This window comes from Pseudomonas sp. (assembly GCF_035554175.1).
Taxonomy (GTDB): domain Bacteria; phylum Pseudomonadota; class Gammaproteobacteria; order Pseudomonadales; family Pseudomonadaceae; genus Aquipseudomonas.
Genome location: NZ_DATMIV010000018.1, coordinates 136,888 through 159,213, shown reverse-complemented (window position 1 = coordinate 159,213; position 22,326 = coordinate 136,888). Strand labels below are relative to the sequence as shown.

Annotated in this window: 19 protein-coding genes and 1 pseudogene; 5 read left to right on the top strand and 15 right to left on the bottom strand. The window is 60.7% G+C overall.

The genetic code is table 11. From position 1 onward, the window contains the following. Positions 1-28: 28 nt before the first annotated feature. From betA to betI, 3 genes are all read right to left on the bottom strand, one after another. Positions 29-1,732 carry a choline dehydrogenase gene (gene betA / locus VNV36_RS07950; protein WP_325717282.1) on the bottom strand — a complete coding sequence of 568 codons (1,704 nt, stop codon included), beginning with the start codon at positions 1,730-1,732 and terminating at the stop codon, positions 29-31. Between the two features lie 144 nt (positions 1,733-1,876). Next, on the bottom strand, positions 1,877-3,349 hold the full coding sequence (gene betB, locus VNV36_RS07945) for a betaine-aldehyde dehydrogenase (RefSeq protein ID WP_325717281.1): 1,473 nt from the start codon (positions 3,347-3,349) through the stop codon (positions 1,877-1,879). 93 nt (positions 3,350-3,442) lie between these two features. Continuing rightward, positions 3,443-4,030 carry a transcriptional regulator BetI gene (gene betI / locus VNV36_RS07940; RefSeq protein WP_325717280.1) on the bottom strand — a complete coding sequence of 196 codons (588 nt, stop codon included), beginning with the start codon at positions 4,028-4,030 and terminating at the stop codon, positions 3,443-3,445. Positions 4,031-4,516: 486 nt separating this feature from the next. Between betI and VNV36_RS07935 the strand changes: the two genes are divergently transcribed. Beyond that, positions 4,517-6,457: a BCCT family transporter gene (locus VNV36_RS07935; protein WP_325717354.1), complete on the top strand. Its 1,941-nt coding sequence runs from the start codon at positions 4,517-4,519 to the stop codon at positions 6,455-6,457. A gap of 176 nt (positions 6,458-6,633) precedes the next feature. On the opposite strand, the gene choV is transcribed toward VNV36_RS07935, so the two are convergent. The 3 genes from choV to VNV36_RS07920 form a co-directional block, all read right to left on the bottom strand. Further along, a complete protein-coding gene (gene choV / locus VNV36_RS07930) occupies positions 6,634-7,812 on the bottom strand; it encodes a choline ABC transporter ATP-binding protein (protein ID WP_016772804.1) in 1,179 nt (392 codons plus the stop codon). Then, a complete protein-coding gene (choW, locus tag VNV36_RS07925; protein ID WP_312999558.1) occupies positions 7,809-8,654 on the bottom strand; it encodes a choline ABC transporter permease subunit in 846 nt (281 codons plus the stop codon). Before choW ends, choV begins: the two co-directional genes overlap by 4 nt. Before the next feature lie 77 nt (positions 8,655-8,731). After that, positions 8,732-9,679 carry a choline ABC transporter substrate-binding protein gene (locus VNV36_RS07920; protein ID WP_325717279.1) on the bottom strand — a complete coding sequence of 316 codons (948 nt, stop codon included), beginning with the start codon at positions 9,677-9,679 and terminating at the stop codon, positions 8,732-8,734. 435 nt (positions 9,680-10,114) lie between these two features. Here VNV36_RS07920 and VNV36_RS07915 point away from each other — a divergent pair, with 435 nt between their 5' ends. After that, positions 10,115-11,491 (top strand): L-serine ammonia-lyase, encoded by a 1,377-nt coding sequence (locus tag VNV36_RS07915; RefSeq protein WP_325717278.1) that lies wholly within the window; start codon positions 10,115-10,117, stop codon positions 11,489-11,491. Between the two features lie 525 nt (positions 11,492-12,016). Continuing rightward, entirely contained in the window at positions 12,017-13,120 is a 1,104-nt protein-coding gene (gbdR, locus tag VNV36_RS07910) for a choline metabolism transcriptional regulator GbdR (protein ID WP_007949927.1), read from the top strand. A gap of 90 nt (positions 13,121-13,210) precedes the next feature. On the opposite strand, the gene VNV36_RS07905 is transcribed toward gbdR, so the two are convergent. The 6 genes from VNV36_RS07905 to VNV36_RS07880 form a co-directional block, all read right to left on the bottom strand. Beyond that, positions 13,211-13,474: a hypothetical protein gene (locus VNV36_RS07905; protein WP_325717277.1), complete on the bottom strand. Its 264-nt coding sequence runs from the start codon at positions 13,472-13,474 to the stop codon at positions 13,211-13,213. A 389-nt stretch (positions 13,475-13,863) separates the two neighbouring features. Next, entirely contained in the window at positions 13,864-15,027 is a 1,164-nt protein-coding gene (locus VNV36_RS07900; protein ID WP_325717276.1) for a gamma-butyrobetaine dioxygenase, read from the bottom strand. Positions 15,028-15,051: 24 nt separating this feature from the next. After that, positions 15,052-15,528, bottom strand: a complete 477-nt coding sequence (locus tag VNV36_RS07895; RefSeq protein WP_325717275.1) for a thioesterase family protein — start codon at positions 15,526-15,528, stop codon at positions 15,052-15,054. 179 nt (positions 15,529-15,707) lie between these two features. Beyond that, entirely contained in the window at positions 15,708-16,673 is a 966-nt protein-coding gene (locus tag VNV36_RS07890) for an L-carnitine dehydrogenase (RefSeq protein WP_325717274.1), read from the bottom strand. A gap of 134 nt (positions 16,674-16,807) precedes the next feature. Further along, the gene (gene cdhC / locus VNV36_RS07885; protein WP_325717273.1) at positions 16,808-17,695 is read right to left on the bottom strand and encodes a 3-dehydrocarnitine:acetyl-CoA trimethylamine transferase CdhC; all 888 of its coding nucleotides are present in this window, start codon (positions 17,693-17,695) and stop codon (positions 16,808-16,810) included. A gap of 74 nt (positions 17,696-17,769) precedes the next feature. Then, complete coding sequence (locus VNV36_RS07880; protein ID WP_325717272.1) at positions 17,770-18,714, bottom strand: choline ABC transporter substrate-binding protein; 945 nt, start codon at positions 18,712-18,714, stop codon at positions 17,770-17,772. Between the two features lie 191 nt (positions 18,715-18,905). Between VNV36_RS07880 and VNV36_RS07875 the strand changes: the two genes are divergently transcribed. Next, positions 18,906-19,850, top strand: coding sequence for a GlxA family transcriptional regulator (locus VNV36_RS07875; RefSeq protein ID WP_325717271.1), 945 nt, complete (start codon positions 18,906-18,908; stop codon positions 19,848-19,850). Positions 19,851-19,976: 126 nt separating this feature from the next. Here VNV36_RS07875 and VNV36_RS07870 read toward each other — a convergent pair whose 3' ends face one another. From VNV36_RS07870 to VNV36_RS07860, 3 genes and pseudogenes are all read right to left on the bottom strand, one after another. After that, positions 19,977-20,393 carry a DUF3010 family protein gene (locus tag VNV36_RS07870; protein WP_016772815.1) on the bottom strand — a complete coding sequence of 139 codons (417 nt, stop codon included), beginning with the start codon at positions 20,391-20,393 and terminating at the stop codon, positions 19,977-19,979. A 28-nt stretch (positions 20,394-20,421) separates the two neighbouring features. Continuing rightward, positions 20,422-20,649, bottom strand: a pseudogene (gene relB / locus VNV36_RS07865) (type II toxin-antitoxin system RelB family anti-toxin); the annotation flags it as partial. Positions 20,650-20,658: 9 nt separating this feature from the next. Next, the gene (locus VNV36_RS07860) at positions 20,659-21,060 is read right to left on the bottom strand and encodes a lysozyme inhibitor LprI family protein (RefSeq protein ID WP_325717270.1); all 402 of its coding nucleotides are present in this window, start codon (positions 21,058-21,060) and stop codon (positions 20,659-20,661) included. Between the two features lie 231 nt (positions 21,061-21,291). On the opposite strand from VNV36_RS07860, the gene VNV36_RS07855 reads away from it, so the two are divergent. Further along, positions 21,292-22,269, top strand: coding sequence for a dipeptidase (locus tag VNV36_RS07855; protein ID WP_007962626.1), 978 nt, complete (start codon positions 21,292-21,294; stop codon positions 22,267-22,269). Positions 22,270-22,326: the final 57 nt, after the last annotated feature.

Below are 22,326 nucleotides of genomic sequence, written 5' to 3'. Positions count from 1 at the left end.
CGCGAAAGCTGCGCCTCGGTCTTACGACTTATTGAGCAACCGGGGTGATATCCCGCATCGGCTTGCCCTTGACCGGCGCGCCGTTCGCGACGTAATAAGCCGCATTGCTGCGCGGCAGCGGCTTGCGACCACGGATCTTGTCGGCGATTTTCTCGGCGATCATGATCGTCGGCGCGTTGAGGTTGCCGGTGGTGATGATCGGCATGATCGAGGCATCGACCACACGCAGGCTCTGCATGCCGTGCACACGACCTTCGCCATCGACCACGGCCATCTCGTCGGTGCCCATTTTGCACGAGCAGGACGGGTGGAACGCGGTTTCGGCGTGCTCGCGGATGAACTTGTCGAGCTGCTCATCGGTTTGCACGTCGATGCCCGGGCTGATTTCGCGGCCACGGAACGCGTCCAGAGCCGGCTGCTGCATGATCTCGCGAGTCAGGCGGATACCGTCGCGGAATTCCTGCCAGTCCTGCTCGGTGGCCATGTAGTTGAACAGGATGCTCGGGTGCTGACGCGGATCCTTGGATTTGACCTGGATGCGACCACGGCTCGGCGAGCGCATGGAACCCATGTGCGCCTGGAAACCGTGCTCTTTCACACCGTTGCTGCCGTTGTAGTTAATCGCCACCGGCAGGAAGTGGTACTGGATGTTCGGCCATTCGAATTCCGGACGCGAACGGATGAAACCGCCGGCCTCGAACTGGTTGCTGGCGCCGATGCCGGTACCGTTGAACAGCCACTCGGCACCGATCGCCGGTTGGTTGTACCAGAGCAGCGACGGGTACAGCGAAACCGGTTGGGTGCAGGCATATTGCAGGTACAGCTCAAGGTGATCCTGCAGGTTTTCACCGACGCCCGGCAGGTCGTGGACCACCGGGATGTCGAGGCTTTCCAGCAGTTTCGCCGGACCCACACCGGAGCGCTGCAGGATCTGCGGCGAGGCAATAGCGCCGGAGCACAGCAGGACTTCCTTGCGCGCCTTGGCTTCAACGCGCTCTTCAGCGGCGCCGACCAGATAACGCACGCCGACCGCACGCTTACCTTCAAACAGAATCCTGTCGGTCAGGGCGTGGGTGACGATAGTCAGAGTCGAGCGCTTCTTGGCGATATCGAGGTAACCGCGGGCGGTGGAAGCACGGCGGCCGTTCGGCGTCACGGTGCGGTCCATCGGGCCGAAGCCTTCTTGCTGGTAACCGTTCAAATCTTCGGTACGCGGATAACCGGCCTGCACGCCGGCTTCGACCATGGCGTGGAACAGCGGGTTGTTGCCGGCTTTCGGCGTGGTCACGCTGACCGGGCCGTCGCCACCGTGGTAATCGTTCGGGCCGATGTCGCGGGTTTCGGCTTTGCGGAAGTACGGCAGGCAATCGAGGTACGACCAGTCTTCCAGCCCCGGCAGCTTCGCCCAGCCGTCGTAGTCCATGGCGTTGCCACGGATGTAGCACATGCCGTTGATCAACGAAGAACCGCCGAGGCCCTTGCCGCGACCGCATTCCATCCGGCGACCGTCCATGTGTGGCTCCGGATCGGTTTCGTAGGCCCAGTTGTAGCGACGACCCTGCAACGGGAACGCCAGCGCGGCAGGCATTTGGGTACGGAAGTCGAGGCGGTAATCCGGGCCACCGGCTTCAAGCAGCAGAACGGTGACGCCTTCGTCTTCAGTCAGACGGGTCGCCAGGGTGTTACCGGCCGAGCCGGCACCTACGATGATGTAGTCGTATTCTTGAGTCATAAATTCTCCTGGGGGAGCTACAAGTCACAAGCTTCAAGCTGCAAGAAAAAGCAGCGAGCTGTGGCTTTGGAATCGGGGAGGGCGGCAACCCCAAACTGCTTTTACTTGCAGCTTGAAACTTGCCGCTTGCAGCTGATCAGCTCATCAGAAAACTGAAACGTACTCACCCAGTTCGACTTGCACGGACTTGATGCGCGTGAAGTTATTAAGAGAGCTGATCCCGTTCTCACGGCCCACGCCCGACTGCTTGTAGCCGCCGACCGGCATTTTCGCGTCGGACTCGCCCCAGGCGTTGATCCAGCAGATACCGGCTTCGAGTTGATGAATCACGCGGTGGGCGCGGTTCAGGTCCTTGGTGACGATACCGGCGGCCAGGCCGAAGTCGGTGTCGTTGGCGCGGCGAATCACTTCTTCTTCGGTTTCGTAGGAGAGGATCGCCATCACCGGGCCGAAGATTTCTTCGCGCACGATGGTCATGTCGTCGGTGCAGTCGGTGAACACGGTTGGCGCAACGAATGCGCCTTTGGCGAATTCGCCGTCGGTCAGACGACCGCCGCCGCACAGGACGCGGGCGCCTTGTTCCTTACCTTTCTCGATGTAAGCCAGCACGCTTTCCATGTGGGCGAAGCTGACCAGCGGGCCGAAGTTGGTGTTTTCGTCTTCCGGGTTGCCGACGCGGATGCGGGCAACGCGCTCAACGATCTTGGCTTCGAACGCGGCTTTGAGGTGCGCCGGTACGAACACGCGGGTGCCGTTGGTGCAGACCTGACCGGAGCTGTAGAAGTTGGCCATCATCGCGGTGTCGGCGGCGCGATCGAGGTCGGCGTCGTCGCAGATGATCAGCGGGGATTTGCCACCCAGTTCCATGGTCACGTCTTTGAGCGACGAAGCCGAAGCGCTGGCCATGACTTTCTTGCCGGTGTCGGTGCCGCCGGTGAAGGAAATCTTCTCGATGCGCGGGTGCTCGGTCAGCCAGGTGCCGACTTCGCGACCGCTGCCGGTCAGGACGTTGAACACGCCGTTCGGTACGCCGGCTTCGGTGTAGATTTCCGCCAGTTTCAGGGTGGTCAGCGAAGTGACTTCGCTTGGCTTGAAGATCATCGCGTTACCGGCCGCCAGGGCTGGAGCGGATTTCCACAGGGCGATCTGGATCGGGTAGTTCCACGCACCGATACCGGCGACCACGCCCAGCGGCTCGCGACGGGTGTAAACGAAAGAGGTGTCACGCAGCGGGATCTGCTCGCCTTCGATGGCGGGTACCAGGCCTGCGTAATATTCCAGCACGTCGGCGCCGGTAACGATGTCGACGTACTTGGTTTCGGAGAAGGATTTGCCGGTGTCCAGGGTTTCCAGCGCGGCCAGTTCATCGTTGCGCTCGCGCAGGATGTCGACGGCGCGACGCAGGATGCGCGAACGCTCCATGGCGGTCATCGCGGCCCAGATTTTCTGGCCCTTTTCAGCGCTGACCACAGCGCGCTCGACGTCGTCTTTGGTCGCACGTTGCACCAGTGCGAGGACTTCACCGTTCGCCGGGTTGATGGCTTCGAAGGTGGCGTCGCTGCCGGCGTCGGTGTACGCGCCATCGATGTAGAGTTTTTGCAGTTCGAAACGGGCCATAGTGTCCTCGCAGGTGCATTGGTGGTTGGCGTTGACCACCGCGATCACGCTGCGGTGGCGTTCAGGGGTCGAGCGGTTTCTGTGTGCTCTGACTCACTGCTTGGCCAATTGGAAATCCATGTATTCGTAAGCGATCTGTTGCGCCTGCGCCGTGTCGAAAGCGTCTCCCGACAGCGCGCCGCGCAACCACAAGCCGTCAATCAACGCTGCCAGACCCCGGGCGGCGCTGCGCGCGTCTTCGAGCGGCAGCACACGGCGGAACTGGCAGCACAGGTTGGAATACAGACGGTGATCGTTGATCCGCTGCAACCTGTGCAAAGACGGCTGGTGCATGCTGGTGGCCCAGAAGGCCAGCCAGGTTTTCATTGCCGGGCCATTGACCTGGCTGGCGTCGAAGTTGCCTTCGATGATCACCTGCAGATGCGCCCGTGGGCTGTCATCTGCCAGCGCCTGACGGCGCGCGGTGACGCTCTCGCTGAGGGCGGTCATCAGGTACCGCATCGTGGCGGCGATCAGGCCGTTCTTGTCCTGAAAGTAATGACTGATGATGCCATTCGAGACACCGGCCAAACGGGCGATCAGCGCAATGCTGGCGTCCCCCATTCCGACCTGATCGACCGCCTGCAGTGTGGCTTCGATCAATTGTTGACGGCGGATGGGTTGCATACCGACCTTGGGCATCTTGCACATCTCCTTAGGCCTTCCAACGGGCGAATGACGCCGATCGGATTGAGGGCCAGTCTATTTTGTTTTGATTGAACGTTCAATCAACAAAGAATAAGATCTGCGACAATTCGTCGCTGCCTACAGAAATTTCCTACGCGTGATGACGATAACAAACGGCACCTGAAACGGCCCGAAACCTGCGCGGGGCATGGCGCGGTTCGCGATTCGAAGGACGTGTTGAAAGGGCAAGACGCTCGGGGCCAGGTTTCGGATGAACGTCCGGCACCTGTGGCCACGAAAGCGAATACACAACGCCATTTCGGCAGGTTCGGGCTTTTTTCGGAGTGTCTTTATATCACCCGCCGGTCGGCTGCCAACCAACCGATTGGTCGGGTGCCGTGTTGCCTTGTGTTCTTCTCTCGCACTGCCTGGAGCATTTGTGCCATGAGTTCTGCCTCGCTAATAAAGACCCCGCCCGAGAAGGTGACGGTCAACGGTTGGGTGTTTTACACCTCGACCGCGCTGATTCTGTTGTTGACCGCCATTCTGATCATCGCCCCGCAAGAGGCCGGCAGAATGTTGGGGATGGCTCAGGCCTGGTTGTCGCGCAGCTTCGGCTGGTACTACATGGTGGTGATCGCGGCCTACCTGGTGTTTGTGGTCGGTCTGGCGTTTTCCTCGTACGGCAAACTCAAACTGGGCAGCAAGGACGACACCCCGGATTTCAGTTACGGCGCCTGGGCGGGGATGCTGTTCTCGTCGGGCATCGGCATTTCGTTGTTGTACTTCGGCGCGTCCGAACCGCTGGATCACTATTTCAATCCACCGGAAGGCACGTCGGCCAGCAACCTGGCCGCGCGTCAGGCAGTGCAACTGACGTTCCTGCACTGGGGCCTGCACGGCTGGGCGATCTACGCGCTGGTTGGCCTGGCGGTGGCGTATTTTGCCTATCGGCATAACCAGCCACTGGCGCTGCGTTCGGCGCTGTATCCGCTGGTTGGCGAACGTTGGGTCAAAGGCGCCGCCGGGCACGCGGTGGACGGCTTCGGCATGTTCGTAACGCTGCTGGGGCTGGTGACCAACCTGGGGATTGGCTCGCTGCAAGTGTCGTCCGGGCTGGAAAACCTGTTCGGTATGGAGCACAGCAACACCAACCTGCTGATCGTGATCATCGTCATGAGCACCGTGGCGACCATCGCCGCTGTGTCCGGTGTGGAAAACGGCATTCGTCGTCTGTCCAACCTGAACATCGTGCTGTTCAGCGGCCTGCTGATTTTCGTCCTGCTGTTCGGCCCGACCCTGCACTTGCTCAACGGCTTCGTGCAGAACATCGGCGACTACCTCAATGGTGTGGTGCTGAAGACGTTCGACCTGTACGTCTATGAAGGCGACAGCGCCAAGTCTGACCGCTGGCTCGGTCTGTGGACGCTGTTCTACTGGGCCTGGTGGATCTCCTGGGCGCCATTCGTGGGCATGTTCATCGCGCGCATTTCCCGTGGCCGCAGCGTGCGCGAACTGGTGGCTGGCGTGCTGCTGATTCCGCTGGGCTTCACCCTGGCCTGGTTGTCGATCTTCGGTAACTCGGCGCTGGATCTGGTGATGAACCAGGGCGCGGTGGAGCTGGGCAAGACGGCGCTGGAACAGCCATCGATGGCGATCTATCAGTTGCTTGAGCACTACCCGGCATCGAAGGTGGTGATCGGTGTGTCGATCTTCGTCGGCTTCGTGCTGTTCCTGACCCCGGCCGACTCCGGCGCGGTGATGATGGCGAATCTGTCGTGCAAGGGTGGCAACGTCGATGAAGACGCGCCGCACTGGCTGCGGATCTTCTGGTCGGTAGTGATCACGCTGGTGACCATCGGCCTGCTCTTCGCCGGCAACTTCGAGGCGATGCAGACCATGGTGGTGCTGGCCGGCCTGCCGTTCTCGGTGGTGCTGATCTGCTTCATGTTCGGCCTGCACAAGGCGATGCGCCAGGACGTGCAGATCGAACAGGAGCAAGCGCAACTGGCCGAGCGCGGGCGCCGTGGTTTCAGCGAGCGTTTGACGCAACTGGACCTGCAACCGAGCCAAGCGGTGGTGCAGCGTTTCATGGACAAACATGTCACACCGGCGCTGGAAGCCGCAGCCGCGCAATTGCGTACACAGGGCATCGAAGTGCAGACGCTGTTGGGCAAAGCCAAGCGTTGCATGGGCGTGCGGGTCGAGATGGAGGAGGGCAATCCTTTCGTTTACGAAGTCAGCCTGGATGGTTATCTGGCGACTCCGACCGAATCGGCGCAAGCGGATGAAGCGCGGCAGCGGTATTACCGGGCTGAGGTGTATCTGCACAACGGCAGTCAGGACTACGACCTGATGGGCTTCACGCCGGAGCAGATTACTCGGGATGTGCTCGATCAGTTCGAGAGCCATCGGCAGTTGCTTGGGCGGGTGTACAGCTAAACAGCGAGAGTGCGGTGTTTCTCGCTGAAACACCGCATTGTTCTTTAAAAGATCGCAGCCTTCGGCAGCTCCTACATGAATTGCATTCCCCTGTAGGAGCTGCCGAAGGCTGCGATCTTTTGATCTTCAAACAAAAACGCCGCGAGAGTATCGCGGCGTTTTTGTGTCTGCGGGGTTTACCCCAGATTCTTGCCCAGCAACGCGTGATACAACTCGCTGTCGCCCAGAATCCCCACGACATGATTGTTATCGTGCAGCACCAGTTTGTTGCCGGTCTGATAACGAATCTGCAGCGCGTCACGCATGCCGATGTTCGAATCCACCAGCGTCGGTTTGCGCTCCAGGCCTTCGACGGCTTGCCCCGGTGCCCAGTTCTGCAGGTTCAGCACCGAACCGTTCTGGCGGGCGCCCTTGATGGTGTTGCCTTCGGCCAGGTCCAGCCACGAGTCGCCGCCCGGATCGAGGCACACCGAGCCGTTGATGCGTTTGCACTTGTCCAGCGTGCGCATCAGGCTGCGGCCGCAGAGCACGTTGAGCGGATTGGTGTGGGCGACGAAGGTGCGCACGTAGTCGTCCGCCGGGTTGAGGACGATTTCTTCCGGCACGCTGTACTGGATGATCCGGCCGTCTTTCATGATCGCGATGCGGCTGCCCAGTTTCAGCGCCTCATCGAGGTCGTGGCTGACGAAGACGATGGTCTTGCTCAGCTTGCGTTGCAGCTCCAGCAGTTCATCCTGCAGGCCCTGGCGAATCAATGGGTCGAGGGCCGAGAACGGTTCGTCCATCAGCAGAATGTCGGCGTCCATCGCCAGCGCGCGGGCGAGGCCGACGCGCTGTTGCATGCCGCCGGAGAGTTCGTCGGGCTTCTTGTTGCGCCACTGGGTCAGGCCGACCAGTTCGAGTTTCTCGTCGACCAGTTTCTTGCGTTCCTTCTCCGGTCGGCCCTGCATTTCCAGACCGAAACTGATGTTCTCGCGCACCGTCAGCCAGGGCATCAGGGCAAATTTCTGGAAGACCATGGCAATGCGCTTGGTGCGCATCATTTTCAGCTCGGCGGGCGTGCACGAGGCGATGTCGATCTGGCGATTTTCATGCTCGACGAACAGCTTGCCACGGCTCACGGTGTTGAGGCCGTTGATGCAGCGCAGCAGGCTCGATTTGCCCGAGCCGGAGAGGCCCATCAGCACGCAGATCTCGCCTTTGTTGATGTCCAGCGTGGCTTTTTCCACGCCGACGATCTGACCGGTCTTCTTCAGGATCTCGTTGCGGGTCATGCCCTGATCGAGCAGCTTGAGTGCCTCGCGCGGGTCTTTGGAGAAGATTACGTCGACGTCTTCAAAGCGAATTATGCTCATGCGTCACCCCCTGCTTTAGCGTCGGGTTGTTTGCAGATACGGTCGAGCATGATCGCCAGCAGTACGATTGCCAGGCCTGCTTCGAAGCCCAGCGCAATATCAGCAGTGTTCAGTGCGTTGACCACCGGTTTGCCGAGTCCGTCGGCGCCGACCAGTGCCGCGATCACCACCATCGACAGCGACAGCATGATGCACTGGGTGATGCCGGCCGCGATGCTCGGCATCGCGTGCGGCAGTTCGATCCTTGAGAGCAGTTGGCGACGCGAGCAGCCGAAGGCCTTGCCGGCGTCCATCAGTTCTTGCGGGACATCGCGGATACCCAGGTAGGTCAGGCGGATCGGCGCCGCGATGGCGAAGACCACCGTGGAGATCAGGCCCGGTACCACACCCAGCCCGAAGAGGGTCAGGGTAGGAATGAGGTAAACGAAGGTCGGTACGGTCTGCATCAGATCGAGCACCGGCCGCATCATGGTGTAGAACATCGGTTTGTGCGCGGCGACGATGCCCAGCGGCACGCCGATCAACACGCAGACCAGGGTGGCGAACAGCACCTGGGCGAGGGTTTCCATGGTTTCCTGCCAGTAACCCAGATTGAGGATCAGCAGGAACGAGGCGACCACGAAGGCGGTCAGCCCCCATTTGCGTTGAATCAGATGGGCAAGGATGGCAATCAGGCCAATCAAGACCAGTGGGTTGAACCAGGTCAGCGCAAACGTCACGCCGTGGATCATCGTTTCCAGTGTCACGGCGATTGCGTCGAAGGTGTTGGCGCCGTGTTGCGTCAACCATTCGACGAAGCCCGCGATGTACTGGCCTAAAGGTATTTTCTGATCAATCAGCATGGTAGTGAACGTCCGCATGCAAGGAAATTAACAGCCCGGGCAGGCACGCCTGCCCGGCATAAGCGATGCCCCTCGGATCAAGGCGCGAGCTTGGCTTTCACGGCCTCCAGGCCTGGTTTACCGTCAATGGTGGTCACGCCAGCGAGCCAGGTTTCGAGCACCTGTGGATTCTTTTTCAGCCAGGCCTTGGCGGCCGCGTCGGGCTTCATCTTGTCGTCGAGGATGTTGCCCATCAGTTCACTTTCCATGTCGACGGTGAACTCCAGGTTCTTCAACAGCTGACCGACGTTGCTGCATTCCTCGGCGTACCCCTTGCGGGTGTTGGTGGCCACGGTAGCGGCACCGAAATCGGGGCCGAAGAAGTCGTCGCCGCCGGTCAGGTATTGAATCTTGAAGCGCTTGTTCATCGGATGCGGCGCCCAGCCGAGGAAAACCACGGCGGTATTGCGCTTCTGCGCCCGATCGACTTGCGAGAGCATGCCGGCCTCGGAGGATTCGACGACTTTGAAGCCGGCGTCTTTCAGACCGAAGGCGTTTTTCTCGATCATGCTCTGAATCAGGCGGTTGCCGTCGTTGCCCGGTTCGATGCCGTAGATCTTGCCGTCGAGCTCTTTCTTGAATTTGGCGATGTCGGCGAAGTCATGCAGGCCTTTGTCGTACAGGGCCTGCGGCACGGCGAGGGTGTACTTGGCGCCCTTGAGGTTGGTACGCACGGTGTCCACAGTGCCGGCATCGCGATACGGCTTGATGTCGTTCTCCATGGTCGGCATCCAGTTACCGAGAAACACGTCCATGTTCTTGCCGTCGGCCAGCGACTTGTAGGTCACGGGTACGGAGATCATGGTGGTCTTGGTCTTGTAGCCGAGGGCATTGAGAACAACGGAAGTGGTGGCGGTGGTAGCGGTGATGTCGGTCCAGCCGACATCGGAGAAATTCACGAGACTGCACTGCGCCGGTTCTGCAGCTTGCGCCAGTAGCGGCAGACTCAGCAGGGCGGCCAACAACAACGACGGGGAACCTTTCATGGATGGACTCCTTGGTGTTTTTTTTGGCAGTGTTCCGACTGTGGACCACCGCACTTATGGGTTGCGGTTGGTGGCGTTCTTAAGACAGCTCTACCGCAGCGCCTTGCAATCGAGTCATCCCGATCATGTACCAGTGAAAATCTGACGCCTACAGGGAGGGTCGTATCCAGTACAGGGATGGTCGCTTCCAGTGTCGGTGACGTCGCTTACAGCTTTTTTCCACCCAGGATGGCCTTCTGAACTGCATAAAAACGGCGCATTTGCGGGGCGAAAACCTGACGGCGCTGGTGGACATGAGTGCGTCGGTGTCAGACGTCGTGCGCGCCGACAAAAGCCCGATGATGCCGGCATTCGGCGGATCGCAGCTTCAGCGTAGCAGCTCCGCCAGCGGGCGCTTTTGCCGCCCGGACCGGTATTCTCAGGAGCTCTGCAGCAATGGCTATCAGCGTTTTCGACCTGTTCAAAATCGGCATCGGCCCGTCCAGTTCCCACACCGTCGGCCCGATGCGCGCCGCCGCTTTGTTCGTCGAGTCGCTACGGGATAAACACCCGTTGGAGCAGGTGCGGCGGATCGAGGTGCAGTTGTTCGGCTCGCTGTCGGCCACCGGCGTCGGTCACGGCAGCGACAACGCGGTGATCATGGGCCTGATGGGCGAGTGGCCGGACGCAATCGACCCGCCGCAGATCGGCCCGCGCATCCAGGCATTGCGCGAAACCAATACGCTGTTACTCGATGGTCGTCTTTCGGTGCCATTTGTCTGGGCTCGGGACATGCGCCTGATCGACGAAAACCTGCCATTCCATCCCAATGCCATGACGCTGGTCGCCGAGGGCGAATTCGGCGAACTGCACCGCGACACCTACTATTCGGTTGGCGGCGGATTTGTCGTTGATGAGGCGCAAGCCACCAGCGGCGTGGTCGATCTGGATCGCACCGTACTGCCTTATGACTTTTCCAGCGCGGTGGAGCTGCTCGATCTGTGCAAGAAGCACAACCTGCGCGTTGCCGAACTGATGATGGCCAATGAAAAGGTCTGGCGCAGCGAAGAAGAAATCCGCGCCGGCCTGATGAAGCTGTGGCGGGCGATGCAGGATTGCGTGGAGCAGGGCCTCAAGCACGAAGGCATTCTGCCCGGCGGCTTGAACGTGCGCCGGCGCGCAGCGAAGTTGCACCGCAGCCTGCAGGAGCTGAACAAACCCAATGTCATTGGCTCGACCCTGAGCGCGATGGAGTGGGTCAACCTGTTTGCCCTGGCTGTCAATGAAGAGAATGCCGCCGGTGGGCGTATGGTCACGGCACCGACCAATGGCGCGGCGGGCATCATTCCGGCGGTGTTGCACTACTTTATGAAGTTCAGCGAAGCGGTCACCGACGCCAACGTCGTCGACTATTTCCTCAGCGCGGCCGCGGTGGGCATTCTGTGCAAGAAGAATGCGTCCATCTCTGGCGCCGAAGTCGGTTGCCAGGGCGAAGTCGGTTCGGCCTGCGCCATGGCAGCGGCGGGGCTGGCGGAGATTTTGGGCGCAACGCCGGAGCAATTGTGCAACGCGGCGGAAATTGGCCTGGAACATAACCTTGGCCTGACCTGCGATCCGGTCGGTGGTCTGGTGCAAGTGCCGTGCATCGAACGCAATGCGATTGCCGCAGTGAAAGCCATCAACGCCGCGCAAATGGCCCTGCGTGGCGACGGTCAGCACTTTATCTCGCTGGACCGGGTGATCCGCACCATGCGCGATACCGGCGCCGATATGCATGACAAATATAAAGAAACTTCGCGCGGTGGCCTGGCGGTCAGCGCGGTTGAATGCTGAGTCAGTCAGTGACACCGAGGTGAATGCTTCGCGAGCAGGCTCGCTCCCACAGGTGAATGCATTTCAAATGTGGGAGCGAGCCTGCTCGCGAAAGCGCAAGACCAGTCAAAACTGCTCACCAAACGAACACCTCAGTTCAATCACGCCACCTTTTGGCGCGTCGCAATCAGACAAGAGCCATTGTCTGTCGTGACTTATCAGTCGATACCTGACCGTCCGTCGCCCGTGCTTGCGGTGACACTCTTTGCAAAACCTCTGCAGGCCAGTTCCCACAAGTGCTACCGATCTGCTCACAGACTGCGCGGCAGGGCCGTTACGGCGCTTGATGGCACTTCGAAATGTCGTGTTCCGAGGTCTCATATAGACAGGTCGCGAGGTCGTTTTCAGGAGTTATTGAATGGCCATCCAATTTCAGGCATGGCAATTGCTCTGTCATAACAAAGCCTGCTTCCCGTGTGAGAACGCCGGCAATAACAAGAGCCTCCGCCTGAGGCCACCACCCGCTTTGTGTGAGGAGATACCGCGATGACGTCGTTCAACTCCGGGGCCCAACCCCAGAACCGTGCGCCTCAATCCATCGGCTTTCTGCTGCTGGACAATTTCACGCTGATTTCCCTGGCGTCCGCCGTTGAGCCGCTGCGCATGGCCAACCAATTGTCCGGTCGCGAGCTGTATCGCTGGAGCACCCTCACTGTCGATGGCGGCCAGGTCTGGGCCAGTGACGGTCTGCAGATCACCCCTGACGCTTCCATGCACAAAGCGCCGCCACTGGACACGGTGATTGTCTGCGGCGGCATCGGCATTCAACGCACCGTGACCCGTGAACACGTGTCCTGGCTGCAGAGTCAGGCGCGCCAGTCCAAGCGTCTGGGCGCGGTGTGCACCGGCAGCTGGGCGTTGGCCTGCGCCGGTCTGCTCGACGGCTTCGATTGCAGCGTGCACTGGGAATGTCTGGCGGCGATGCAGGAAGCTTTCCCGCGCGTGGCCATGAGCACACGCCTGTTCACCCTCGACCGCAACCGCTTCACCAGCTCCGGCGGTACCGCGCCGCTGGACATGATGCTGCACCTGATCAGCCGCGATCACGGCCGTGAACTGTCCGCCGCGATCTCGGAAATGTTCGTCTACGAACGTATCCGCAACGAGCAGGATCACCAGCGCGTGCCGCTCAAGCACATGCTCGGCACCAACCAGCCGAAGCTGCAGGAAATCGTCGCGCTGATGGAAGCCAACCTCGAAGAGCCGATCGACCTCGATGAACTGGCGGTGTATGTCGCGGTGTCGCGTCGACAGCTGGAGCGGCTGTTCCAGAAGTACCTGCACTGCTCGCCGTCGCGCTACTACCTCAAGCTGCGCCTGATCCGCGCGCGGCAACTGCTCAAGCAGACGCCGATGTCGATCATCGAAGTGGCGTCGGTGTGTGGTTTCGTCTCGACGCCGCACTTCTCCAAGTGCTACCGCGAATACTTCGGCATCCCGCCGCGTGACGAGCGCGTCGGCTCCAACACCACCCAGCAAGTGGCGATGCTGCCGCTGCCGCAGGCGATCGTGATGTCGCCGCTGTCGGGGCCGATGTCGGCGCTGAGCCAGGCGCGCAATGAATCGACGTTTGCCAGCGTAAGGCTGTAAAGCAAAAGATCGCAGCCTTCGGCAGCTCCTACAGGGGACATGTATTCCAAATGCAGGAGCTGCCGAAGGCCGCGATCTTTTGATCTTTTCTCAGGCGCTGTGGGACTGCTGGTAATCCGCAAGGGCCGGCAACAACTGCTTGTCGATCGCCTGACGTACCGCCGGCTGGATGCTGGCGCCGCTGGTGTACATGTCCTTGACCATCTTGCGCAGTTCGAACGCGCGAACGTTATCCAGTCCTCGCACCGCACACTCACAGGCCTGTTCGGCGCTGGTACCGCTCGGCACCTGGATACCCAAGGCCTTGAGCTGGCCCAACAGATCTTCCTGGTCAATCAAATCGGCGTACATCATCACGCAAATCCTTCTGTGGCAACGGAGGTCTTGGCTCGATTCTGGTGGCCCCGTCCGGACGCGGCAAGGGCGTTTTGTCGCGGTGGCCGGGACGACTATGAACAGGTCGTTTTCGGCTAATCGACTGGATGGGCGAGTAGGCACACTGGCCCCAGCTCGCTTCACGAAGGTTTGGTCACCCTCGCTTGGCAGCTCCTCAACAGTACCCTCCTCAGCTCCGATCCTGTCACGGCTTGATCGGAGTTTTTTTTGCCGGTGAATCAGTCAGAGATTTGTTGTTCCCGCTGACGCTTTCGCGAGCAGGCTCGCTCCCACAGGCGGCCGCGTTCATTCAGGGGCATGCGGTTAAATGTGGGAGCGAGCCTGCTCGCGAAGAACGATTACGCGGTCTAGCGTTGTAACACCAAAATGCGCGACAACAACTCATCCCGGTCGACATAGCAGCCCTGAAAATGCCGCGCCCCGCTCGCCGGGTCGAATGCATTGCGCGCATGCAGCGTGCGGCGGTTGTCAAAGCACCACAACTCGCCCGGATTGAGGCGCTGCACCAGCCGAAACCTCGGCTCGCGGGTCATCGCGATGAAGCGTCGATAGGCTCGATACAAGCCTGGCATCTGTTCCACCGACGTCTCGAACGCTCCGCGCAAAAAGTTCGCCATGCGAATCTCCGCAACCCGGCCCATCGCATCCACAGCAATGATCGGCGCCAGGCAGCGATAGTCGCTGTGCCGATCCTTGTTGCGAAACTCCACGGGGATTTCACACAGGGCCTGAAACGATGCCGGGTCTTCACGGCGCAAGGCATCGGCAATCGCAAACCCGTCGACGAAAATACTTTCGCCACCCTCGGCATCGTTCACCAGGCAATGCAGAAATTGCAGCCCCGGTTGCAACTCGCGAGTGGGCAGATCCGTGTGCAATGGCAGGTTGAAGGCGGTGTAGGCGTTGCTGTCGGCGTCGGCTTTGGACTGCACATTGAACAGCACGCCGAAGTTGCTTTCGCGGATGAAGGAAATCCTCTGCGCAATGAGCTTCAGCGAGCCCGGTTCGGTGGGCACGCCGCGCACTTGGGTCAGGCCGATATCACGCACGGCGAGCAACCATTGCAGCAGCGCAGCGTTGTCGTTCATCAGCGCTGAGTATTGGAACACTGGCAACTGCAGATCGCTGTGCCACAAACGTGGCTGCGGTTTGCCGGCCAGGCGTTCGGCGCGGGATTGGTCGTCATAGGCGTGAGCGCGCAACCAGCCCGGATCGAAGCGGCTGAGGTGCCCGTCCTGCCAGTCGATACGCAGGCAGCCGTCGGTGTCGATGCATGTGGCGCGCGGTTGCAGATCCTCGGCGGCATCGATGCTCTCGAATACCTGTTCGCGAGTGACGCTGTAGACGCAGCGATCACATGGACAATTGTCGCGCAGCCAGACGTGGTGAAACGGGCTGACACGACCGTCAGCCCATTCGATGACAACGCGATCCGCCAGACCCTGCACGCCGCGTAGCGCGCTGATCAACGGATAAGTACGAAAATCGGCAACAGCTACGGCAGTGTTCATGGCGGCTCCTTGGCGTTAGTGGATTTACCGGGCAGGTGGCAGCGCGATCACGCGGCCGATGTAAGCGGGCGCGGGCAGGTCGGTTTGATCAGCGACGATGGCTTGCAGGTGATGCAGCGTATCGGGGCTGAACGGTGCCGAGCGCGGGCCGGCGAGATCGACGTGCAGGAGCATCTGTTCGTTGCCGGCCAGCGCTTGTTCATCGCCGACCTTGTGCAGGTTGTGATAGAGGTGCAGGCGTTTGCTGTCGTGGCCGATGATCTGCGTGTGTACTTCGACTTCGGTGTCGAGCTTCACTTCGTGCAGGTAGTTGAGGTGCAGCTCAAGGGTGAACAGCGAGTGGCCGCTGGCTTCGCGGTTGCTGCTGTCCATGCCGAGACGGTCCATCAGCGCGTCGGTGGCGTAGCTGAAGATCAACAGGTAGAAGGCATCGCGCAGATGGCCGTTGTAGTCGACCCATTCGGGGATGATGGTGGTTTGGTAGGTGGTGAGGTGGGGCATGCTGAACTCCATGGGTCGCTGGCGAAATACACACTTGTGGCGAGGGAGCTTGCTCCCGCTGGACTGCGCAGCAGTCCCGAAACCTCGTGACGCGGTGTGTCAGCCAGGCCGCACTCGCTGGTTTTACGACCGCTTCGCGGCCGAGCGGGAGCAAGCTCCCTCGCCACAGGGGGCTGCGTTTATTCGCTGAAACTCATCCCGTGCTTCTCTTTCGTGCTCTTCACCGCTTCGAGCACCGCCAGCAGGCAATCATCACGGTAGCGCTCCAGCGCCGAAATGCTGTGGCGGCCAAGCTGTTCAGTGGTGCCATCCACCACATCATCGATCAACTTGTCGGTCAGCTCCGGCGCCGGCAGATAGGTCCACGGCAACTGCAACGCCGGGCCGAATTGCGACATGAAGTGGCGCATGCCGGCATCGCCGCCGGCTAGGGTATAAGTCAGGAACGTGCCCATGAACGACCAGCGCAGGCCAGCGCCAAAACGGATCGCATCGTCGATCTCGCCGGTCGTCGCCACGCCGTCGTTGACCAGATGCAGCGCCTCACGCCATAGCGCTTCAAGCAAGCGGTCAGCAATGAACCCCGGCACTTCCTTGCGCACATGCAACGGGCGCATGCCGAGTGATTCGTAGACTTGCATCGCCGCTTGAACTGCCTCGGGCGCGGTGTGCTTGCCGCCGACCACTTCCACCAGCGGTAACAGATACACCGGGTTGAACGGATGCCCGACCACGCAACGTTCAGGGTGCGTCGAGCTCTCATAGAACTCGCTGGGCAACAGGCCCGAAGTGCTTGAGCCAATCAGCGCGTCTGGCTTGGCGGCTGCGCTGATCTTGCTGTGCAGATCGAGTTTCAGCTCCAGCCGCTCCGGAGCGCTTTCCTGAATGAAATCGGCATCGCGCACGCATTCCTCGATGGTCGCAACAAAGCGCAGACGCTCCTGGGAGGCGCCCGGTGCCAGGCCGTTATTCTCCAGCGCGCCCCAGGCATTGGCCACGCGTTGGCGCAGTGCGGCTTCGGCGCCGGGCGCCGGATCCCAGGCCACGACGTCGAGGCCATGGGCGAGCGCACGGGCGACCCAGCCACTGCCGATGACACCGCTGCCCAGGGCAGCGAAGGTTTTGATTTCGGTGATAAAGCGCATGGCGATGTCCTGAAGAGTTCGAAGAACCCTGTAGGAGCTGCCGAAGGCTGCGATCTTTTGATCTTGCTTTTAGAAAATCAAAGTCAAAAGATCGCAGCCTTCGGCAGCTCCTACAGATGAAGTGGGTGATGGAGTCAGCCGCGCTGGGTCAGGCCCATTTTCCTGCGGCCTTCTGCCGGTGTGAGCACGCGGGCGCCGAGGCGGCTGAGGATCTCCGTGGCACGCTCAACCAATTGCCCATTGGTCGCGAGTACGCCTTTGTCCAGCCACAGGTTGTCCTCCAGCCCGACCCGCACGTTGCCGCCGAGCAGCACCGCTTGCGCCGCCATCGGCATCTGCATGCGGCCAATGCCGAATCCGGCCCACACCGCATCGGCCGGCAGGTTGTCGACCATGGCCTTCATGGTCGTGGTGTCGGCCGGCGCGCCCCAAGGGATACCCAGGCACAGCTGGAACAGCGGGTTGTCGAGCAAGCCTTCCTTGATCATCTGCTTGGCGAACCACAGATGCCCGGTGTCGAAGATCTCCAGCTCGGCTTTCACGCCCAGCTCGGTAATGCGCTTGGCGCCGGCGCGCAGTTGCGCCGGCGTGGAGACGTAAATGGTGTCGCCGTCGCCGAAATTCAGCGTGCCGCAATCGAGGGTGCAGATTTCCGGCAGCAGTTCTTCCACGTGCGCCAGGCGGGTCAACGGCCCGACCAGGTCGGTGTTCGGGCCAAACTCCATCGGGTTTTCGCCGGCACCGATTTCCAGGTCGCCGCCCATGCCGGCGGTGAGGTTGACGATGATGTCGACGTCCGCCTCACGGATGCGCTCCATGACTTCGCGGTACAACGCGACGTCGCGGCTGAACTTGCCGGTCTGCGGATCGCGCACATGGCAGTGCACCACGGTGGCGCCGGCCTTGGCGGCTTCCACCGCTGCGGCGGCGATCTGTTTCGGGGTGACCGGCACATGCGGGCTCTTGGCGGTCGTGTCGCCAGCACCGGTAAGTGCGCAGGTGATGATGACGTCGTGGTTCATGGTGCGTTTCCTTCAGGCGTGATGGGTCTGTCCGCAGCCCGTTGCGGGGCTGCGAAGCGTCAATTCGTGGTGAGTTATTTGCTGGTCAACTGCAGGTTTTCAGCCGCCGGTTTGCCATCGAAAGTCGTCACACCTTCGAGCCAGCGCTGTTTGTCTTCGGGGTGATCCTTGAGCCACTGCTTCGCCGATTCAAAGGCGTCCTTGTGATCGAGCAGCGGCTGCATCATCCGGCTCTCGGCTTCGGCGGTGAAGGTCAGGTTGGTCAGCAGGCGGCCGATGTTCGGGCACTGCTCGGCGTATTTCGGTGAAGTGACCGTCCACACCGTGGCCATGCCCTCGTTCGGGCCGAGGGCATCTTCGCTGCCGGTCAGATAGGTCATCTGGATGTTGACGTTCATCGGGTGCGGCGCCCAGCCGAAGAACACCACGGCTTCCTTGCGGCGCACGGCGCGGTCGACGGCGGCGAGCATGCCGGCCTCGCTCGATTCGACAAGCTGGAATTTGCCCAGACCGAACTGGTTCTTGGCGATCATCGCCTTGATCTGCGTGTTGGCGCCCGAGCCTGGCTCGATGCCGTAGATCTTGCCGCCCAGTTCTTTCTCGAACTTGGCGATGTCGGCGAAGGTTTTCAGGCCCTTGTCGGCCAGATACGTTGGCACGGCGAGGGTGGCGCGGGCATCTTTCAGGCTTGGTGCATCGAGCACTTTTACCTGATTGGCCTCGACGAACGGGGTAATGGTCTGGGTCATCAGCGGATTCCAGTAGCCGAGGAACAGGTCCAGCCGCTGATCGCGAATCCCGGCGAAGATGATTTGCTGGGAGGCGCTGGTCTGTTTGGTGTTGTAGCCGAGGCCGTCGAGCAGGACCTGAGTCATGGCACTGGTGGCGATCACGTCGGTCCAGTTGACCACGCCCATGCGTACGTTCTTGCAGGATGCGGGTTCGGCGGCCATGACGCCGGCGCTGAAGAAAGCGGTACCGCTGAGTGCAAGAACACAGCTGCTGATCAGTCGTTTCATGTCGGGTTCCTCGGCAGGTCGTTTATTGTGAGTTCCGGCATCTGGCGTGCCGGTGATGCAAAGTTACGCAGCTATACGCCCATGAAAACGCACTGCGGCGACTGGCATTTGCACTGTAGCGACCTGCACGCTTGAACGGCGCCGACAATCGGCGTATCAACGAGCCACGCGTCCGCCAACCGAGTGCGTCCATGTCCCAGGATTTCTACTTTTTGCTGATGCCGGGGTTTTCTGCCATCGGCTTTATCTCCGCCATCGAACCGCTGCGTGTGGCCAACCGCTTTCGCGGCGAGCTGTACCGCTGGCATGTGCTCAGCGCCGATGGCGGCGCGGTACTGGCAAGCAATGGCATGTCGGTCAACGCCGATGCGGCGCTGGAGCCGCTGAAGAAAGGCGCGACGTTGTTGGTGGTGGCCGGGTTCGAACCGCTGAAATTCATCACGCCGACACTGGAGCATTGGTTGCGCAGGCTGGACAAGGACGGCGTGACCCTCGGCGCCATCGACACCGGCAGCTTCGTCCTCGCCGAAGCAGGCCTGCTCGATGGCCATCGCCTGACTCTGCACTGGGAGGCGATTGATGCGTTCAGGGAGTCTTATCCACAGCTCAGCGTCACCCAGGAGCTGTTCGAGATTGACCGGCGGCGGATCACTTCGGCCGGTGGCACGGCGTCGATTGATCTGATGCTCGACCTGATCGCCCAGGCTCACGGCCCGCAACTGGCGATTCAGGTCAGCGAGCAGTTTGTGCTCGGGCGCATCCGCCCGCGCAAAGACCACCAGCGCATGGAAGTCGCCACGCGCTACGGCATCAGCAACAAGAAACTGGTGCAGGTGATCGGCGAGATGGAACAGCACAGCGAACCGCCGCTGACCACGCTGCAGCTGGCGGAGTCGATCAAGGTGACGCGGCGGCAGCTGGAGCGCTTGTTCCGGCTGCACCTGAACGATACGCCGAGCAATTTTTATCTGCGGTTAAGGCTGGAAAAGGCTCGGCAGCTGTTGCGCCAGACCGACATGAGCGTGCTCGAAGTCAGCATTGCCTGTGGCTTCGAGTCACCGTCGTATTTTACGCGCAGCTATCGCGCCAGGTTTGCCCGCTGCCCGCGCGAGGATCGGCGTACCGCGCAGGCCTGAATGAAACAAATGTGGGAGCGAGCCTGCTCGCGAATGCGGTCTGTCATTCAACAATGGTGTTGCCTGACACATTGCATTCGCGAGCAGGCTCGCTCCCACATTTAATTTCCGGCGCCTGAGAGAGGGTTACTTCTTCACCAACGCCGAACACGCCGCCTTGTACGCCTCATGCTGATACTTGTTCAACGTCCCCGGCAGCTCGAAATTGTGCTTCTTCGCCTGAGCATTGATCGTCTGCGGCGACAACAGCGTCACCTCACAACCATCAAGCAACTGAAACACGCCCTCGATCTTGAACGTCGTCGGCCCACCGGCAAACTCACCCTTCTTGCTGCGCTTCTTGATCGCAATCCGGTCCACCGAGTTCTCCCGCACGAACGACGCCACCTGCGCCGCGAACCGCCGCACGTTCGCCGCCTCGTCATCGTCATCCAGAGCAATCTTCTTCGTGGCGAGAGGGACGTGGCTCAAGGTCGAACCGTCGAGCGCCGCCACGGCGATGATCGCTTCGCTGCCTTTGATTTCAATGCCGCAGATGTTCATGGGAATTCCTTTGAATAAAGAGGGCAGCCTACAGCTCAAGCTGACTGGCTGTGATGCCGAACGCGGCGGCAATTTTCTCGCGGGTGGCCTTGCGCGGCTTGGCGACTGTTTCCTGCTGGGCAAACGCCGGTTGCGAGATGCCCATGCGCTTCGCCACTTCTTCCTGCGTCAGGTTGAGATGTTCGCGCCAAGCACGGATCGGTGTCGCGCCGTCAACCATTTGGCTGACCACTTCATGAGGAATCATTGATTTATCCTTTGTATCTTATTCCTGCCCAATCGACTCCAAAAACTCCGACCGCTCGTCACTCATCCGCGCCACACAATCATTCTGCGCAATGGTGAACGCTTTACTCCCCGCCGTCGCAGGAAACGCTTCCACCGCGCAATCGGCATCGCGGGTTTTCAGCCATTGTTGCTGGGCGGTTTTCAGTTTGGCGGTGATGTCGGCCAGTTGCGTCGGGTTCTTGCCGTACGCGGCCTGCATGCGTTCGGTCAGGCTGGCGTAGTTGTCCTTGAGCAGGTCTTCGGCGGTGGTGCGGCTGTAGGTCGAGCATTCCAGGGTCTGGATGTCGTTTTCCACCGCGTCGCACGGGTTGTTCTCGGATTCTTCGGCGGCGTGGACGCCGGTCGCAATCAGTGCCAGGGCGAGGAACATTGATTTCATGGGGGTCGCTCTAATCCGTTGGTGTGTGCAGGCTGCGGCAGATTCTGGCGCAAGCGCGCGGGCTTGAACAGCCAGCGGAGGAGGGCGGCCGACGACCCTTTGTCGCGGATTGACGCTTTCGGCAATTCCCCTGTCGTTTTTGCACCCGGTCGCCCCGGCACCGAGGCATATGCTGGCCCCAAAGCGCCGGCAGACGATTCGGCGCATGAATCGCCAATAAGGGGACGCCTGATGAGCCCAGCCGAATTACACGCCGACAGCATCGTTATCGACGGTCTGATCATTGCCAAATGGAACCGCGAGCTGTTCGAAGACATGCGCAAGGGCGGTCTGACGGCAGCCAACTGCACTGTGTCGGTGTGGGAAGGCTTTCAGGCGACCGTGAACAACATTGCTGCCAGCCAGAAGCTGATCCGCGAAAACAGCGACCTGGTGATGCCGGTGCGTACTACCGCCGACATCCGTCGCGCCAAGGAGCAGGGCAAGACCGGCATTCTCTTCGGCTTCCAGAATGCCCACGCGTTCGAAGACCAGATCGGCTATGTCGAGGTGTTCAAGCAGCTCGGCGTCGGTATCGTGCAGATGTGCTACAACACCCAGAATCTGGTCGGCACCGGTTGCTACGAACGCGACGGCGGCCTGTCGGGTTTCGGGCGCGAAATCGTTGCCGAGATGAACCGCGTCGGCGTCATGTGCGACCTGTCCCACGTCGGTTCCAAGACTTCCGAAGAAGTCATCCTCGAGTCGAAAAAACCGGTGTGCTATTCCCACTGCCTGCCGTCGGGTCTCAAAGAGCACCCGCGCAACAAGTCTGACGCGGAACTGAAGTTCATTGCCGACCACGGCGGTTTCGTCGGCGTGACCATGTTTGCGCCGTTCCTCGCCAAGGGCATCGATTCGACCATCGACGATTACGCCGAAGCCATCGAATACACCATGAACATCGTCGGCGAAGACGCCATCGGCATCGGCACCGATTTCACCCAGGGTCACGGCCAGGATTTCTTCGAATACCTGACCCACGACAAAGGCTACGCCCGCCGCCTGACCAGCTTCGGCAAGATCATCAACCCGCTGGGCATCCGCACGGTCGGCGAATTCCCCAACCTCACCGAAACCCTGCTCAAGCGCGGCCATTCCGAGCGTGTGGTGCGCAAGATCATGGGTGAGAACTGGGTGAACGTTCTGAAAGATGTCTGGGGCGAATAAGCCGCCGCACTTCTGAATTCTTTCTCCCGGCCATCCGCGCCGGGGGCAACACACAAA

Coding starts and splice junctions, on each gene's coding strand:
- betA (WP_325717282.1), bottom strand. CDS start 1,732: ATGACTCAAGAATACGACTACATCATCGTAGGTGCCGGCTCGGCCGGT.
- betB (WP_325717281.1), bottom strand. CDS start 3,349: ATGGCCCGTTTCGAACTGCAAAAACTCTACATCGATGGCGCGTACACC.
- betI (WP_325717280.1), bottom strand. CDS start 4,030: ATGCCCAAGGTCGGTATGCAACCCATCCGCCGTCAACAATTGATCGAA.
- choV (WP_016772804.1), bottom strand. CDS start 7,812: ATGAGCATAATTCGCTTTGAAGACGTCGACGTAATCTTCTCCAAAGAC.
- choW (WP_312999558.1), bottom strand. CDS start 8,654: ATGCTGATTGATCAGAAAATACCTTTAGGCCAGTACATCGCGGGCTTC.
- VNV36_RS07920 (WP_325717279.1), bottom strand. CDS start 9,679: ATGAAAGGTTCCCCGTCGTTGTTGTTGGCCGCCCTGCTGAGTCTGCCG.
- VNV36_RS07915 (WP_325717278.1), top strand. CDS start 10,115: ATGGCTATCAGCGTTTTCGACCTGTTCAAAATCGGCATCGGCCCGTCC.
- gbdR (WP_007949927.1), top strand. CDS start 12,017: ATGACGTCGTTCAACTCCGGGGCCCAACCCCAGAACCGTGCGCCTCAA.
- VNV36_RS07905 (WP_325717277.1), bottom strand. CDS start 13,474: ATGATGTACGCCGATTTGATTGACCAGGAAGATCTGTTGGGCCAGCTC.
- VNV36_RS07900 (WP_325717276.1), bottom strand. CDS start 15,027: ATGAACACTGCCGTAGCTGTTGCCGATTTTCGTACTTATCCGTTGATC.
- VNV36_RS07895 (WP_325717275.1), bottom strand. CDS start 15,528: ATGCCCCACCTCACCACCTACCAAACCACCATCATCCCCGAATGGGTC.
- VNV36_RS07890 (WP_325717274.1), bottom strand. CDS start 16,673: ATGCGCTTTATCACCGAAATCAAAACCTTCGCTGCCCTGGGCAGCGGT.
- cdhC (WP_325717273.1), bottom strand. CDS start 17,695: ATGAACCACGACGTCATCATCACCTGCGCACTTACCGGTGCTGGCGAC.
- VNV36_RS07880 (WP_325717272.1), bottom strand. CDS start 18,714: ATGAAACGACTGATCAGCAGCTGTGTTCTTGCACTCAGCGGTACCGCT.
- VNV36_RS07875 (WP_325717271.1), top strand. CDS start 18,906: ATGTCCCAGGATTTCTACTTTTTGCTGATGCCGGGGTTTTCTGCCATC.
- VNV36_RS07870 (WP_016772815.1), bottom strand. CDS start 20,393: ATGAACATCTGCGGCATTGAAATCAAAGGCAGCGAAGCGATCATCGCC.
- VNV36_RS07860 (WP_325717270.1), bottom strand. CDS start 21,060: ATGAAATCAATGTTCCTCGCCCTGGCACTGATTGCGACCGGCGTCCAC.
- VNV36_RS07855 (WP_007962626.1), top strand. CDS start 21,292: ATGAGCCCAGCCGAATTACACGCCGACAGCATCGTTATCGACGGTCTG.